This is a genomic window from Chloroherpetonaceae bacterium, from assembly GCA_033763895.1.
Taxonomy (GTDB): domain Bacteria; phylum Bacteroidota; class Chlorobiia; order Chlorobiales; family Thermochlorobacteraceae; genus JANRJQ01.
Genome location: JANRJQ010000010.1, coordinates 116,372 through 132,710 on the forward strand (window position 1 = coordinate 116,372; position 16,339 = coordinate 132,710).

The 16,339-nt window shown below is 40.0% G+C and carries 13 protein-coding genes and 1 tRNA gene; 13 read left to right on the plus strand and 1 reads right to left on the minus strand.

Features of this window, described 5'->3' with window-relative positions:
• Positions 1–2 precede the first annotated feature (2 nt).
• The 3 genes from SFU91_08690 (at position 3) to SFU91_08700 (ending at position 2,608) form a co-directional block, all read left to right on the plus strand.
• A complete protein-coding gene (locus SFU91_08690; GenBank protein ID MDX2129099.1) occupies positions 3–716 on the plus strand; it encodes a hypothetical protein in 714 nt (237 codons plus the stop codon).
• Positions 717–936: 220 nt separating this feature from the next.
• Positions 937–1,551: a hypothetical protein gene (locus SFU91_08695; protein ID MDX2129100.1), complete on the plus strand. Its 615-nt coding sequence runs from the start codon at positions 937–939 to the stop codon at positions 1,549–1,551.
• A gap of 88 nt (positions 1,552–1,639) precedes the next feature.
• Positions 1,640–2,608: a hypothetical protein gene (locus tag SFU91_08700; GenBank protein MDX2129101.1), complete on the plus strand. Its 969-nt coding sequence runs from the start codon at positions 1,640–1,642 to the stop codon at positions 2,606–2,608.
• 63 nt (positions 2,609–2,671) lie between these two features.
• Here SFU91_08700 and SFU91_08705 read toward each other — a convergent pair whose 3' ends face one another.
• Positions 2,672–4,078 carry an alpha-amylase family glycosyl hydrolase gene (locus SFU91_08705; protein ID MDX2129102.1) on the minus strand — a complete coding sequence of 469 codons (1,407 nt, stop codon included), beginning with the start codon at positions 4,076–4,078 and terminating at the stop codon, positions 2,672–2,674.
• 86 nt (positions 4,079–4,164) lie between these two features.
• On the opposite strand from SFU91_08705, the gene SFU91_08710 reads away from it, so the two are divergent.
• The 10 genes from SFU91_08710 to SFU91_08755 all read left to right on the plus strand — a co-directional run bounded on the left by SFU91_08710 (position 4,165) and on the right by SFU91_08755 (position 16,298).
• On the plus strand, positions 4,165–5,538 hold the full coding sequence (locus tag SFU91_08710; GenBank protein ID MDX2129103.1) for a glycosyltransferase N-terminal domain-containing protein: 1,374 nt from the start codon (positions 4,165–4,167) through the stop codon (positions 5,536–5,538).
• A gap of 48 nt (positions 5,539–5,586) precedes the next feature.
• On the plus strand, positions 5,587–7,062 hold the full coding sequence (carB, locus tag SFU91_08715) for a carbamoyl-phosphate synthase large subunit (GenBank protein ID MDX2129104.1): 1,476 nt from the start codon (positions 5,587–5,589) through the stop codon (positions 7,060–7,062).
• A 188-nt stretch (positions 7,063–7,250) separates the two neighbouring features.
• A complete protein-coding gene (locus tag SFU91_08720) occupies positions 7,251–8,675 on the plus strand; it encodes a hypothetical protein (GenBank protein MDX2129105.1) in 1,425 nt (474 codons plus the stop codon).
• A gap of 97 nt (positions 8,676–8,772) precedes the next feature.
• Positions 8,773–10,563 carry a tetratricopeptide repeat protein gene (locus SFU91_08725; protein ID MDX2129106.1) on the plus strand — a complete coding sequence of 597 codons (1,791 nt, stop codon included), beginning with the start codon at positions 8,773–8,775 and terminating at the stop codon, positions 10,561–10,563.
• Between the two features lie 69 nt (positions 10,564–10,632).
• Complete coding sequence (locus SFU91_08730) at positions 10,633–11,592, plus strand: alcohol dehydrogenase catalytic domain-containing protein (protein MDX2129107.1); 960 nt, start codon at positions 10,633–10,635, stop codon at positions 11,590–11,592.
• Between the two features lie 103 nt (positions 11,593–11,695).
• A tRNA-Ser gene (locus SFU91_08735) sits at positions 11,696–11,789 on the plus strand.
• 80 nt (positions 11,790–11,869) lie between these two features.
• A complete protein-coding gene (locus tag SFU91_08740; GenBank protein MDX2129108.1) occupies positions 11,870–12,835 on the plus strand; it encodes a sigma-70 family RNA polymerase sigma factor in 966 nt (321 codons plus the stop codon).
• Positions 12,836–12,883: 48 nt separating this feature from the next.
• Positions 12,884–13,930 carry an isoaspartyl peptidase/L-asparaginase gene (locus SFU91_08745; protein ID MDX2129109.1) on the plus strand — a complete coding sequence of 349 codons (1,047 nt, stop codon included), beginning with the start codon at positions 12,884–12,886 and terminating at the stop codon, positions 13,928–13,930.
• Positions 13,931–13,955: 25 nt separating this feature from the next.
• Positions 13,956–15,104, plus strand: coding sequence for a T9SS type A sorting domain-containing protein (locus tag SFU91_08750; GenBank protein MDX2129110.1), 1,149 nt, complete (start codon positions 13,956–13,958; stop codon positions 15,102–15,104).
• Between the two features lie 207 nt (positions 15,105–15,311).
• A complete protein-coding gene (locus SFU91_08755) occupies positions 15,312–16,298 on the plus strand; it encodes a J domain-containing protein (protein ID MDX2129111.1) in 987 nt (328 codons plus the stop codon).
• The last annotated feature ends 41 nt before the right edge of the window (positions 16,299–16,339 follow it).

The window sequence follows — 16,339 nt, forward strand, 5'->3', positions numbered from 1 at the left end:
AAATGATTAATAACATCCGTAACCGAATTCGCATCTTTTCTATGCTCTTGCTCTTCTGCATGAGTCTTATTTCAATTGATTGCGCCATTTTTGGTGCCTTAGAAGTTATGGCACAATTGGGCGGTAAGAAAAAAACAACCCAAACACCTTCACAAACTCAAACACCTTCAACATCAAACCCAAAACCAGAGAGCCAATTTCAAAACCAATCAAGCGCGGGATTCAGAGGTGTTACTGAAAATGTTTCTGTTTCAGGTGGCGAATCAGTGACTATCAGTAATGTAAACACCGGCGAAAATCCGGATTATGTCGTTATTCGATACAATATCCCTTCATCGAACTCTGACCAAGAATATGAAATCAATGCCTATCAATTAAGCGGTCCTCCTGACTCGAATCCTGATCGAAGAAAGCTTGACTATGTTCGCGGTACAGGAACCGGGCTTTTTGCTAGCTACGGAGCAGAGCGTGTAATTGCTTGGAATTTGAGAGCGGATACCTCTTCTAATAGTCGAGCAAGAGAGTATTATCAAAGAAACAACCGCTTTTATGTTCAAATTACTGCCGAGGAAGCAGGCGGAGGCGGCTTTTTCTCAACCGTTCTCTTTTTAGGTCTTATTGGCGGGGCAGTGGCTTGGTTTATCGGCGGTCAAGATAAAGACCAATCGGTTCCAACAATTCCGGCTCCGAGTGGAACTCGACCCCCAACATTGTAAGGTGTGATTTGAAACAACACTTGTGGCTTACCTTGAAACAAACCCGAGAAAATGACACAATTATGTCATTGGAAGGCTAAATATGATGTTTTATATTAGCTCGTCTAAACTTCACAAGCCGAAAAGCGTAGGAGTTTTTCGTTGAGTCTCTTAAGATCATCAACAGCAGTTCTTTCCAAATAATAATCAGTCTAACAATCCTAATTGGAGGTTTTTTTATATGCGTAATTTACTTTCTTTATTTATGGCTTTGCTTCTCTTGGTCGTTACCACAGGCTGCGGTGGCGGCGGTGCTGCAACAACCAAAACTTCAGGTGAATCTGAGGGTGATGATAATGTAGAAGTGAATACTCCGCTTACAGAGTACAATAATCTCGCCGGTGAGTATGAAAAAGATGGTGCAGTCGTTGTCGTTGGTGTCGGTGAAGGCTTAAAAGAAAGCATCGCTTATACCAGTGCCCAAACACGTGCAGCCGGTCAATTGGCAGTTAAATATGAACAACGCGTTGAAACGGTTCGTAAAGATATGCAAGAACAATTAAGCTCAAATGTTCAAGGTGGAACACCCGAGCTTAATGAATACTTTAGCAATGTAGTAAAGGTAAAATCTAAGCAAACCTTGCAAGGCGCCAAAGTCTTTAAGACCAAAACACTTTTCAGCAAGAAGAAAGGGATGTACACCGTCTATATGGTTTACGGTATCGACCCGAAAGCTGTCGCAACCTCTATCGTTTCAGAAGCCAAGGCTCAACCGCAATTGTATGCGCGTTTCCGTGCAACTCAAGCCTTCAAAGAACTTGAGCAGGATATGGAGTCAATGGATCAGCCCAAATAAATCTGGTTTGACATTTTTATTGAAAGGGGAAGCACGGTCTTCCCCTTTTTATCTTTCGCCAACTGATTTTCTTTATATCAAAATTGATATGAAAAAAAAGCTACTCCTCTGTATTGCCATAGTAACATTTATTCCTCAAGTAATTTTAGGACAAACCTCCTATCCAAAGTGGTTTTTATATCCCGGCAAATATCCTGAATTTCATAATGGTTATACTTTTGGAAAAAGTGATGCATCTGTGGATGCAGAGCGTACTTATTGTGTTTTCAAGAAATGTATTCTCGATGGTACTCTTACCGTATTTTTACGCGAAGATGGATACCCCGATTTAAGAGATAGCGACTATCATTATTACTTTGATCAAGAAGAACTCGATGCTATAACCGGCAAAATGATTTTCCAAGATGGGTTTGTGACCAATGTGCTTCGCCGTGAAATCATTGGAATTTATTCGCTCGATCAGATAAGTTTACCCGATGAAGCAAAAGAAGTGGTGAGTTTGCAAACACTTCCGATGCCTGAATGGGTTCAGCGCGATGTTTGGGAAGATGGTGGCTATATTTACGGGGTAGGCAGATTTCAAACCTCAGGAAACTTAAATGATGCGTGGAAAACTACCGAAGAAAGAGCCATTTTTGGAATCTTAAACTTTACTGGCGTAAAATTTTTTGTGAGTAGGTTTCAAGAGGAAACCGGGAGAAGTGAAGAAGTCAATCAACAGGTTCAAGCCTATAAACTCAGATTCAGAGTCAATGACATTGAAATCGTTGAACGGTGGTTGAACTTAGAAACACAGTCATCTTTTGTTTTAGCACGAATTAAACGGGTAAATATTCTTACTCCGGCAACTGCACCAAAAGCTCAGACTAAACAACTTCCGAAGCAAAACACAGCACCGGGAAAACCCGCTTCAACTGGTAACTTTCAAGAAACTGCAAGACAAGAGACAAGTGAAAAAAAAGAATCAAAATCAACATTACCTGAGGCAGATACCACTAAAAAAAAATCTGTGAAGCCAACTGCAAAAAAATCTACAAAGAAAATTCAGCCTAAATGATAAGACTGAGGATGGTAAGAAATAAATCAAGCAAGTTCTCTCACTCGTTAAGTGAAAACCATCTTACCGGTAATGAAAGATTCGAAACTCATATTCTTCAAGATTGAGCTTTAAATTTCCATCCTTGGTTGGTAATATTCTTTCAGGCGTAAAAGCATCGTGCAACTCCTTTTCAGGGTCTAATCGCACAAATCCAGAAAATGGACGATTGGTTACATTAATAATTACAACCATTTTATCTTTTCCTTCTTCGCGCAAAAAAGCATACACGGTTTCATCAGAAGATGTTTTAACGCGTGTCATTTTTCCACTTGAAAGTGAAGGATGTTTTTTCCTTAAAGTCGCAAGCGTTTTATAGAAATTTGTAAACTCCTCAGAAAGTGCCGTATTCCACAAGATCGGAGCTTTTTCAAAAAGACTTAACTTGCGAGCATTAAGTACCTCATCCCCATTATAAAACAATGGGACGCTTCGTATACTTTCCGCTCCGCCTACTGTAAACACCAAAACACCGGCGGCTTTAATGGCATCTTTATTATGGAAAACCTCCATTAAGGTTCCATCTTCCAACTGTTTGTCATGATTGGTCATAAACCGAAGACGTAAAGACCCCTTTGGAAATAGTTTTGACTCTGACTCAAAAAGTTTATCGAAATATGCCGGTTGTTCTTTTCCGCTAAAAACTTTCTTTATTGCCTCGTAAAGATTCCAAGAATATGAAATATTAAACCCACTAAGGTGTAATTCGGGAGTTGTTCCTTCCGCAAGCGCACAAAAATCGGAGCGAACTGCGCGAATCGATTCAAATGCAGTTTTCCAAAAATCGAAGGGAACCATTTCTGCGACATCGCAGCGATACCCATCAATTCCAAACTCTTTAACCCAATAAAGCATTGCTTCCGCCATATAAGTTCGTAACTCAGGCATAGAATAGTCTAATGCCGCTACATCGCTCCAATCTTGCATTGGAGGAATTATTGAGCCCGAACTGTCTCTTTTATAATACTCCGGATGGGATTTCATAAGAACATGATCCCACGAGGTGTGATTCCCAACCCAATCAAGCATCACGCGAAGCCCAAGTTGATGCGCTTCTTGAACAAAAATTTTGAAATCTGCTTTTGTCCCGAGATCAGGTGAAATTTCATAGTAATCTTTCACTGAGTAAGGGCTTCCGACACTTCCTTTGCGTTTAATTTCTCCAATCGGGTGAATCGGCATAAGCCATATTACCGTAACACCCATCTCTTTAATCTGAAGAAGTTTTTGGGTAAGTGAAGAGATGTTTCCCGCAGGCGTGAAGTCTCGAATGAAAATTTCATAAATAACCGCATTCTTAATCCAATCTGGCGGAGTAGGTGCAGTTTCATTAGAGAGTGCTTTAGGAGATTTGGCATAACCTCTGAAAAAAAACAAGAGCGTTCCTATAAAAGCAACAAAAAGAATAAGTAGAACAAAAAAAAGTTTCATTGAAAGAGCGTTTCAAACTAAGTTGTTATTGCACATATTGCAAAAAGATAAATTAAACTACGAACAACTTAGACCATAACAAACCGTTGATCCGTTCCGTTGCCTTTATCGCCTACAATCTTCTTTTTCCACTTTTCAGGCTGATAGTCCGAATTCTTGCCTTGTATTCCCCAAAAATTAATAATAGTCTTTCTGCACGTGAACATCTCTTTGAATCGTTGGAAAAAAAATTGTTGGCGTTTAGAAATCAAACCAACAAAAATCTTCCGACAATTTGGTTTCACGCAGCTTCTGTCGGCGAATTCGAACAAGCAAGACCGATTATCGAAAAGTTAAAAGAAACCGACGAATTCCTTCTCGTCATCACCTTCTTTTCACCGTCAGGTTATGAAGCGAGAAAGAATTACCCCGATGCAATCGTTTGCTACTTACCCGAGGATTCTATCTTAAACGCAAAGCGATTTATTGACATCATTAAGCCGGAAATAGCGGTATTTATGCGCTACGATGTTTGGTTTAATCATCTTTTTTATGCAAAAAAAAGCGGTGCAAAAACCTGTCTGCTTGCCGCGACCTTAAACCCGGAAGGCTATTACTTTAAACCTATTCTTAAACATTTTTACAAGGCACTATTTGATATGTTTGATGTCATTGGTACATCGTCAGAAAGCGACTATCAAGCATTTCATTCCTATCAATTTTCAGATGAGAAAATTTCTCTAACAGGAGATCCAAGAATCGATCAAGTCATTATTCGCTCACAAAAGAACGATCAAAAAAAATTTCAATTTGAATCATTTTTCCTTAAGCGATGGGTTTTTGTTGCAGGGAGCACTTGGCCGAAAGATGAAGCGTTCATTTTGGAAGCAGTGGCAAAAAATCTCTCAAAACTTGAAGAAAAAAAATTTTCATTGATAATCGTCCCTCATGAAATCAATGCGTTGAAAATTAACGAGCTATTAAAAAAATGCCGTCAAAAAGGGCTCACACCAAAATTGATTTCTCAGCTCAATACAATAGGGGAGGAAGGATTCTCAGAAGGACAGACCGCCGCTAATGTATTAATAATAGATGAAATTGGTTATCTCTTTGAACTCTACGCTTTAGCTAAAGCCGCTTATGTGGGAGGAGGTTTTGGTGTTCATATTCATAATATTCTCGAGCCTGCGGTTTATGGAATTCCGGTGATTTGGGGAAAAAAATGTCACAAAGCGCACGAGGCCGGTATTCTTGAAAAAATCGGAGGAGGCGTTCGGCTTTCTGAATATGAAACCGCGTTACTGCTTTTTGAGAAGTCTTTGCTATCTCTGGTCGCAAATGAAGAAGAGCGGATATCAATGGGAAAAAATGGGCGAGAATATGTGTTCTCTCAATTCGGTGCCGCCGAAAGAAGTGCAAAAATTATTCAAAGTTTTTTGAGGGACTTCAAAAGCAAGAAACGGTACAATCCACCATACTGAAAAATTATGTAACTTTGCATCCATCATTTCAATTCGACCTGATTCATAATGCCCAAGCGTAAAGACATCAAAAAAATACTTGTTATCGGTGCTGGTCCAATCGTAATTGGTCAGGCCTGTGAATTCGATTATTCAGGAACTCAAGCCTGCCGTGCGTTAAAAGACGAGGGTTACACTGTAATTCTTGTTAATTCGAACCCCGCTACAATCATGACAGATTTAGAGGTGGCAGATAAAACTTACATCGAGCCAATTACGCCGGAGTACGTGGAAAAAATTATTAAGCTCGAAAAGCCGGATGCGCTTTTGCCAACAATGGGTGGGCAAACTGCTCTAAATGTTGCAGTAAACTTAGCTGAATCAGGCGTCTTGGAAAGAAACGGTGTTGAACTGATAGGGGCTAAACTAAAGGCAATTAGAAAAGCAGAGAATCGAGAACGCTTTGCCGAGGCAATGAAAAAGCTCGGGCTCGAAGTGGCACGAGGGTTTTTTATACGCTCTGAAGATGAAGCAAAAGATGCATTTGATAAACTAGGACTCCCAATTGTCGTTAGACCTTCATTTACACTTGGAGGCACCGGCGGCGGCATCGCTGAAACCGAAGAAGAGTATTTTGATATCATTCGTCGAGGTCTTTCTGCAAGCGCCATTGGTGAAGTCTTGGTCGAAGAATCAATTGTCGGATGGAAAGAATTTGAACTTGAAGTTATTCGAGATTTAGCCGATAATGTCATTATTGTTTGCTCCATCGAAAATTTCGATCCGATGGGCGTTCATACCGGAGATTCCATTACCGTTGCGCCTGCTCAAACCCTTACAGATAGGCAATATCAAGCTCTTCGCGATGCCGCCATTCGTATCATTCGAGAAATCGGCGTCGAAACAGGTGGCTCAAATATTCAATTTGCGATCAATCCAGAGAATGGAAGAATGATCGTAATTGAAATGAACCCGCGTGTTTCAAGAAGTTCCGCTTTGGCCTCGAAAGCAACGGGTTTCCCGATTGCGAAAGTCGCTGCAAAACTTGCTGTAGGTTTTACACTTGATGAAATTAAAAACGATATCACAAAAACTACCCCCGCAAGTTTTGAACCCACAATCGATTACTGTGTCGTGAAAGTGCCACGATGGGATTTTGAAAAATTTAAGAATGTAGATGATGTTCTCGGAGTTCAAATGAAATCAGTTGGCGAAGCAATGGCCTTTGGAAGAAATTTTCGAGAGGCCATTCAAAAGGCGCTTAGGTCACTCGAAATTGGCCGTGCAGGATTTGGTGCTGACGGAAAAGATCGAATTAATATTTTTGGACTTACTGAGGCCCAAAAAGCAGAAGAAAAACAATCATTGTTGCAAAAAATTAAAAAACCAACTTCCGATAGAATCTTCTTCATTCGTTTAGCCCTTCTTTCAGGAGCCTCGATTGAAGAAATTTATTCTACAACAAAAATTGACCGTTGGTTTCTTCACAACTTGAAACAAATTACAGATATGGAACTTGAATTGCGTGCTTTAGCGGTTTCCTAAAGTAAATTTTCATCAAGGGGGAGAAAAATACAATTGAAATCTCAGAAAAGTCCCCTAACTTTTTATTTCGCTTTTCGTCTATTCCAATTAAGTCTATTTCTCTTAACATCATTCAATTTGTATCAGTTAATGGAAATGATGTTCAATAGCGAAAGAGTCGTCGTTGAAAAATCCAAGAAATAAAAGGCATGCAAAATAATTCATCCGAAAACGGCTCAAAAAGTAAAGTTCATTTCACGAATCCAATGCAACCAATTCAAAAAAATTCTACTTTTGGCGCGGCTTGGTGGGAAGAGTCAATTTCAAGAAGAAGTGCCCTACAACGCACATTAAGTATTGGCGCAATTCTTGCCCTTGCTGGAATCTCACAAGGATGCGACGAAGAAGGTGAACCCGATTCCCTTGATTTGCAAAGAAGCGAAGGGTGGAATTTTGGCGCAACTGATAAAAAACTCTCATTCCCCAATCAAGTGAATGAAGATAGCAGCGCGAGCACGGAATGGAAAAAATTTGTTTCTCCCGCAGCCCTACTTAAAGTTTATGAACCTAAAAACACAAAGTGGTTACCCTATTTTGTCCCCACTTTGGTTCAGTCTCTTTCCTCTGATTCGCTTAGAAATGAAATGGCACTAAATTTTACGCTTGCAATGAATACCGCGTACAGTCGTGGGCTTGGAATGCGTGAAATGATTAAACGAAGTGAGTCACCTGAAAAGAATATTTATGTGGTTGACCTTTCCGGTGCCGAAACCGTCGCTTTTGCCGCTGCTTTAGCTGATGTGGTGGATGTCGTGCCGACATTCGATAATTTCCCTCACCCTTTAGGTGTTGTACCCTCTCATAAAGTGTTATCGGCAATGCTGTATTATGCTGCTGAAATTGAGAAAAAGAAATCGTCCCGCCCTGAAAATGCTCCGGCTTTATTCTTACTTGATAGCGATAGACTTCTGCCTTATATCGATGATGGAAATGTGTTTGATAATCGCTACACTGCCAAAGTGCCTACTTCTGCGAATCTAAAATCTTTAGGCATTTCGGGAATTCTATACCTTTCGCCTGATGAAAGTAGAAACGAAGAATTGGATGATTTAAATGATGAATTTGCTTCTTACAAAGATGAAAATCTTTCTGTCGCAATGCTTCATCTCTCCGACTTTAAACCCCTTGAAAATGAGCCCGCCACAGCAAGTTTGAATGGATCTACATCAAAAAATCAAGCTGTTGCAGAAAATTTACCGGCTTCACTTCCGAATGGAGCAGGAGCAGCCGCTCCGGTTTACTATTATGGTGGTGGCGGTTCTTCATTCCCTTGGTTTTTTCTTTGGTATTCGATGATGCGACCTTCGCCGATGTTTTATCCAGCGTGGAGCCCATCTTACTATGCGCCGATGAATAGCCCTCGGACTTTAACTCGCCCAAACTATCAACCGGTTCGCAGGCCAACAGTGTTCTCTTCTCGAAGTGTCGGAGGAAAATCTGGAATTGGTAAAACCAAACCAAGCGGTTTCGGTCGTGTATCACAACGAAGCGGAAACACCAGATATTCCAGAGCAATGTCTTCAAGTCGTAGAAGTGGCTCTTGGGGAAGAAGTGGCGGATGGTTCTCATCTTGATTTGAGGTTTTTTTCAGAAAAAAGAAACAGTAAATTCCATTTTTAGAGAATTTCAGGAGTATGTCGCTTCATCGATTTATTCACCCAAACTTAATCTATGGCTTCACGAATTTTATTCGAAAACCTGCAAGCATTGAATTCAACTTCACTTTGCCGCAGTTCGCTTTTAATCATTCTATTGTTTCTGTTTTCATGTGGAAGCACAAAGGAAGTTTCAGAAGTAAAAAACATTCAAACCGAAGCTGATGAAACGTTCACCGAGCGTAATCGGGAAAAGGCTTTGCAACTCTTCGTTTCAGGGGCACTCTTTGACGCCAAAGAACAGTACTCTCAAGCGGTTTTAGAATATCAAGACGCGCTTCGCTTTGCTCCTGATGAACCTGCAATCTATTTCGCACTCGCAAAATCATATCGCGCACTCAGCAAATTTGAACAAGCACAAGCGCATATCAATAAAGCCATTCAATTTGATCCTTCTCAAAAATGGTATTATGAATTAGCGGGTCAAATTGCATTCGAACATCAAGAATTTGCACGCGCAGCCGAATTTTTTGAATCCTTCTCCAAAAAAGATCCCTCAAATAGCAATGCCCTTTATATGCTTGCCGCTGCTTACACAGCCGATGAAAAGTATGAAATGGCACTCGAAGTTTATGATCAGTACATTCTTACTTTCGGCTTGGAGCTCGATGTGCTTTACAAAAAGCTTTTGCTCCAAGTTCAAATTAAAAGACTTCCTGAAGCGATTATTACCGTTCAGGAAATGAGAATGATGGATCCTGATAATGAAGAATTGCTTTATACACAAGGCGATTTACTCACCAAATTATCTCGGTTTGATGAAGCAATTACAATTTTCAAAGAGTTGCTCGCCAAAAACCCGAAAGATGTTCGTGCAATGGTATCGCTTTCTGAAACCTTTATTCAAAGAAAAGATTGGAAAAATTTTGAAGAGCTTGTCCAAACGATGTTTTCTAATCGCGAGTTAAATCAAGAAGATAAACTCAATATTGGTCAGCTTTATCTTGAACGTGCTGCTAAAGACAGTACAATGTTGAAACCGGCTGAAATTGTGATTACTCGCCTTCAAAAAGATTTTCCTAAAGAATGGAAACCGTTTTGGTTTTTGGGAGTTGTGTTTATGGAAAATCATAAATACGATAAGGCCATTGATCAATTCAAACAATTAATCGTGCTAAACCCGTTGTGGCAGCCGGGTTGGGAAAATTTAGGAATTGCGTATCTGAGTAATAATGATGCTCAAAATGCCATAAAAACATTTCAATCCGCACTTAAGAAATTAACTTCTTCCGGTTCAAGACTGCGTGCGCTCTTAGGGCTTTCATACAGTCAAGCAAGTCAAGACGATGAAACGGTTCAAACCATCGAAGAAGTCGTCAATCGTCCTGTCGATCTTGATGAACCAATGCTCTTTCAATGTTATACAGTTTTGGGCATGACTTATGATAAACTTCGACGCTATCCTGAAAGCGAAAAGTACTATGAAGAAGCCCTTAAGCTTCGCCCCGAAGATGCCTTGGTGCTCAATAATCTCGCGTATTCACTTTCGGAACGCGATCAGCAGCTGGAGCGAGCATTAGAAATGGCAAAGATCGCTGTTGAAAAAGACAGCACCAATGGCGCCTATCTTGATACCTATGGATGGGTTTACTATAAATTGGGTCGATATAAGGAAGCGTTAGTTTGGATAGATAAAGCCGTTAAGGCTGGTAGAGAAAGTGCTGCGGTTCTCGAGCATTTGGGAGATGTCTATTATAAATTGGGTGATAAAGTAAAAGCATTGGAAAATTGGAAAAAGGCATTTTCCTTGAACCAAAGCAATAAAGCGCTGGAAAACAAGTTAAACGCGCTTAAAATGTCGCCTTAACTTTTATTTCAATCTTGCTTCGTACTTTCTTATTGATCGAATTTTAAGTCATCCATAGTGGTGATCCGTATGCCAAAAGCAATTTTATACCCCAAGCTCAGCCGAATTATTTTAGAAGAATTGGAATTAGTCCCACTCGGTAAGAATCATATCAGGGTTCGGACAATTGCAACCTCTGCCGCACCGGGGGTTGAAAGACTTCTCCTTACAGGCAAATCAATTACGAGAAAAGAATTTCGATTTCCGGTTGTTACCGGTTCGGAACTTATTGGAGAAATTATTGAATGTGGTGAAGATGTTAATGAATTTCAGAATGGAGACTATGTTTTTCTCTGGAAAACAGAAGGTTATAAAAATTCAAAGTTTCCGGTCATTACACCGATTTTTGGTTGTCAATGCGCCGAGGTGATTGCATCAACTCAAAATGTGGTGAAGTTGCTGCGAACACCAAAGCCGGAAGATATTCTTATCGGCTTATTGGCCTTCGCAATTTCAGCCTCGGAAATTATTCCTCATACTGCAGAACAAGAAATATTGATACTCGGGTTGGGCTCTGTGGGGCTTATGATGACGGATTATCTAAATCACTTAAACTTAAAAAAAATTGATGCTGCAGAGAAGTTTATCAATCGTGGCAGTCTCTCCAAAGCTCGTCAAATTGCATTAGACTTAACAGATTTCCCAGAATCCTATTTTGGGAAGTACGATTTAATTATCGAAGCCTCCGGCCGTTTGTTATTGGTTGAAGAATCAATGAAATATTTGAAAACCCGCGGCAAGGTTTTGCTTCTTGGTAATTATGACATCATGAAGCTTGACTATCGCTTAATGCAAGAAAAAGAACCAAGTCTTATCTTAACTCACATCCCTTCAAAACATCACTATGAGTTGGCTTCAACTTTGATCGGAGAAGGGATTATCTCTGTAGAACGATTCATGACCTCCGTTCTTTCGGCATACGACCCCGAAAATTCACTTGAAATCGCGTTGAATCGGCATACTGAAATTAAAACCCTCATAACTTGGTAGAAACATTTCAAGGGATAAAGAAAATTTTTGAATTATTCTGAAAAGAACTAAATTTATAGTCTTAAAGAAAGCACCGTTGAGGTGTTTTTTTATTTGTTTTTCTGGAGAGATGGCCGAGTGGCTTAAGGCGTCGGTTTGCTAAACCGATGTAGTATCGTAAGGTGCTACCGGGGGTTCGAATCCCCCTCTCTCCGCCATTACGCAGTTATTTCGCCATCATCGATCCCAATATGATTGGCATCATCAAATTCCAAAGTGTTTCACCAAGCGCGTCATTATGGCAAAAAAATCATCTTCACAAAAGCCAACTTTGAAAGTGACGAGCAAAAAATCACCTGCCCCAAAAAGGAATCAACTGAGAACCTCAGAGCGCGAGTATCAGGCTCACTCAAAAGAGAATTTGGAGAAAGAAGGGTTTCAACAGTTGCCTATTTCAACGATTCAAAAGATTGAAGTAACAAAAAGTGAACCAATTGAAAGAGATGCCGACTTTCCCGCTGATATCAATCCCTCTAATATCATTTTCCAAAATAATGGAAATGCTGAAACATCAACTTTAGTTGAGCAAGTAGAAACAGAGGAGCTTGAAGAGACAATTGAACTTCCAAAAGAAGTGATTGAAATTCAAAAAGAAGCTGAAAAAGAAAAACCGAGTTCAAGAGAGGAAGATTATGCGCTTATCGACCTTACTCGAGGCGAAGATGACTTTAAGCGGAATCAGTCATACAAAAGACTTTTAAATAAATACCGTAGTCCCATTTATAACCTCATTCTAAAAATTGTTCACGACCCCAATGAAGTTGAAGATTTGGTTCAAGAAACTTTTTCAAAAGCATTTAATTCTCTTGCAAATTTTAACAAAGAATTTGCTTTCTCAACTTGGCTATATCGAATCGCAACCAATAGCAGTATCGATTTTTTACGAAAAAGAAGGTTAAAAACATTTTCAATTGATAATCCTATCAAAACGAAAGATGATGAATACACAATGGAAATTCCGGATTCATCCTCAGAGCCCGGAAGAAATGTGATTCAAGGACAGCGAGACGCACTAGTTCGAGAAGCCATAAAGCAATTGCCTGAAAAATATAGAAAGGTGATTGAGATGAGGCATCTCTCTGAGCGTACTTATGAAGAAATCGCGGAAGACCAAAACCTTCCACTGGGCACAGTAAAGGCGCATATTTTTAGAGCACGCGAAATGCTTTACAAGTCTCTTCGAGATAAACTTCGAAACTATTAACCATACAGGGGCGGCATTCGCCCTTTTTTTATCGAATCAATAAATTTTATGGATAAGAAACTTTATTGGGTTTTATTGACATGTTTTGGTATTTCCTTTTTTTGGTCTTGTAAAAAAAATGAAACTTTCGAAGAAAAGGCCACCACGAAATCAACCGTACAAAAGTCAATGAATGCAAAGCCGAAGTATGCACTTGCCATCCACGGGGGAGCGGGGACGATTACCCGCGCACTCATGACCCCTGAAATGGAAAAAGCATATCGCGAGTCACTTGAAAAAGCGTTGAAGAAAGGTGCCTCGATATTGGAAAGTGGTGGAGCAGCCCTTGATGCGGTTGAGGCAGTTGTCATGCTTTTAGAAGATGATTCTTTGTTTAATGCGGGAAAAGGTGCGGTGTTCACACATGAAGGGAAAAATGAACTTGATGCCGCGATAATGAATGGAGAAAACTTGGCCGCCGGATCAGTTGCCGGAGTTCGTCATATTAAGAATCCTATTGCGCTTGCCCGTAAAGTAATGGAGAAATCAGAACATGTGATGATGGTTGGTGAGGGTGCGGAAACGTTTGCTTGGGAACTGGGATTTGAGAAAATGCCGGAGTCTTATTTTTACACAGAGCAAAGGTGGAAATCCCTTCAAAAAATTAAAGCAGAAGAAATCACTTCCGCAAAAGAAAAGCACGGCACCGTTGGTGCGGTGGCATTGGATCAAAACGGAAATTTAGCAGCGGCAACTTCAACCGGGGGAATGACGAATAAGCGATATGGTCGAGTCGGGGATGCACCAATAATTGGCGCGGGAACTTATGCGAACAATCAATCATGCGCAATTTCTGCAACAGGATGGGGTGAGTATTTTATCCGAGTTGGGGTTGCTAAAGAGATTGAAGCCGCAATTCGCTTTAAGGGTTTGGCTGTGGATGAGGCTTCAAGATTGGCGCTTGACCAAGTAAAATCATTAGGCGGAGATGGCGGGGTGATTGTCATTGATCAAAATGGCAATATTGCAATGCCGTTCAATAGCGAAGGAATGTATCGAGGGTTTATCAAAGCCGGTGAAAAAGCTCAAACGGCAATTTATAAAGACGAGAACTGAAATAATTAAATCATCCAAACAACCAATGAAACAGAATAGAATCGTTTTCCTTTGCATATCTCTTTTGGGGTTTCTTTTTTCTCAAGAGTCATTTGCACAGCCTGCAACATCATTTTTTCCAACAACTCAAAATTTCCGTTGGGATTATGTGTACACCCCACTTGATACCAATGGCAACCCGATACAAACACCAATCATCCCACGCTCGACAAGTTTTTTTGTAGGAAGCAATACTGTTGGCGGTAGAAATGCACAAGCAGTGACTTCGGTAAATAACTTTTCTGAGTTCGGCGATTCGCTTTTCTTGCCATCCTTTGAGGATACCTCTTACTATTCACTTACAGGTGACTCGGCAGGGCTTTACCTCAATCCTTTATCAATCATTGGGGAATTTGGAGATAGTGCAGAAGCCGCTCAAATTGATTCACTAGCAGGGTTTCTAAATTCATTTACGGGATGGTATTTCTTGTATCGTTTTAATGCAACACAAAATACCGATTATGTTGTTATAAGAAGAGATACCACGGTGACAATAGATTCAACTGCCGTTCCTCTTCGATTTGAAGTCACGGGAAGAAGGCTTGCAAATGACAGTCTAACCACTCCTTTTGGAAAATTTGATACTCGCAAATTTGTTGTGACGTATACACTTGGTTATCGCCTCCAAATTTTTAGTACCACGACGATATTTCCTTTAGTTCAATTCCGTGATTCAACTTGGATAGCGCAAAACCGGTGGATTGTTAGGCAATATCTGCCTCCATCACGTATTCCTGCGGTCGAAAATATTCCTATCGAAATTGAAGGTTTACCGACGATTGCTATTCCGGGTCGAATTTTAGACCTTGCCGAAGAGCCGTTATCGATTCAAAAAGTTGAAAAGAATGTAAGAGAGCCAAGGGGTTTTGAGCTGAGTCAGAATTATCCAAATCCTTTTAATCCTTCTACCACCATTCGATTCCAATTGCCTTTTTCTTCCAATACGCGATTAGAAGTTTATGATATTTTGGGAAGAAAGCTTAGCACTTTGGTCAATGGTTATTTGCAACGAGGAGCGTATCAAATTGCTTTTGATGCTTCGGGTTTGGCGAGTGGATTTTATTTTTATCGTATTGAAGCCACTGCGGGAAGCTCATCGTTCTCCGCGACAAAAAAAATGATGCTCATTAAGTAATTCATTTTACATTAGTTAAACTCTCATAAAAGGCGAGCAATCGCCTTTTGTTTTTTGAAATAAAAAAGCCGCCCACTTTCGTAGGCGGCCCTAAGGAGGTGCTCTGTGAAAAGCCACGCAGAAACCATAAACTACGTGGCATAATCATCAACAGACACATTCTTAAAAAAGTTTTGTCAAAGAAAAATTTTTACTGTGTTACAATCAATGAAAAACGCTCATCAAAAAGCGTTGATTTTAAGAACAGGACTGACTGAACAGGAGGCGGCACTTCGAGAATTGAGGTCGGAGTATCTTGAGGTTTCAAAACGCTTAAAAATAGAGCGGAAGAAATACTTTGATACCCATAATGCAATCAGCGGCCTCGAAAAAAAAATCCGAGAGCAAATGCTTGAGGAAGAAGAAAAAATCCGACTCTTAAAGTCAAATACAATAGCACTTGTAAAAGAAATTTTGAGAAGTAAAACCCTTTGGAGTGCCGATCGGGATTTTTTTGAAAGTTTTTTACAAAAAGCGTTGGAGGAACAGCGTGATGAAAAAAAAGAAGAGCAGCGTGCTGCAAGAGAAGAAGAGCGAAAACGTAAAAATGAAGAAAAGCGTGAAGGAGAACGAGCAAAAGAACGATATGAATCCCAAAGCAGATATTATGAGAATACCGAAGACCTTGTAAAAGAATGGCTTCAAAACCGGTTGAATAAAGAGGAAAAGGCTGAACTGCGAAAACTTTATCTTGAGCTTGCCCAAAAATTTCACCCAGATAAAGCAGAAACAGGCGATGAAACCAATATCTTCAATCGAATCATGCAACGAATCAATGAAGCTTATAAGCATTCTGACATTGAAGAATTAAGAAGAATAGATAAAGAGTATCGACACTTTGGAACTGTTGCTTTGGTGGAATTGGACTTTCTAAATTTGATTCAAAAGGAAATTGAATTTATTCGAGAATCACTTTCTTCAATGGATGAGCAACTCACGGTGCTTAAAGCAACAAGACGAAGATTAGAACACTCGGAAATCGGTAAAATCCAAAAAATGTTGAAGAAAGAACCACATCGTACAGGTGAGCTTTTTCAAGCTTTAGGTGAAAAAAATTATCAAGAATTATCAATTTTAAAGTCAATTTTTGAGGGGTTTAAATTCTTTAAAGAGAAAGGGAAGTTCCCGAAACACTTTTTGGATGGTCGAATTTAGGATTGCTTAAATTCGAATTGAATTTACTCTTGATATGAGCG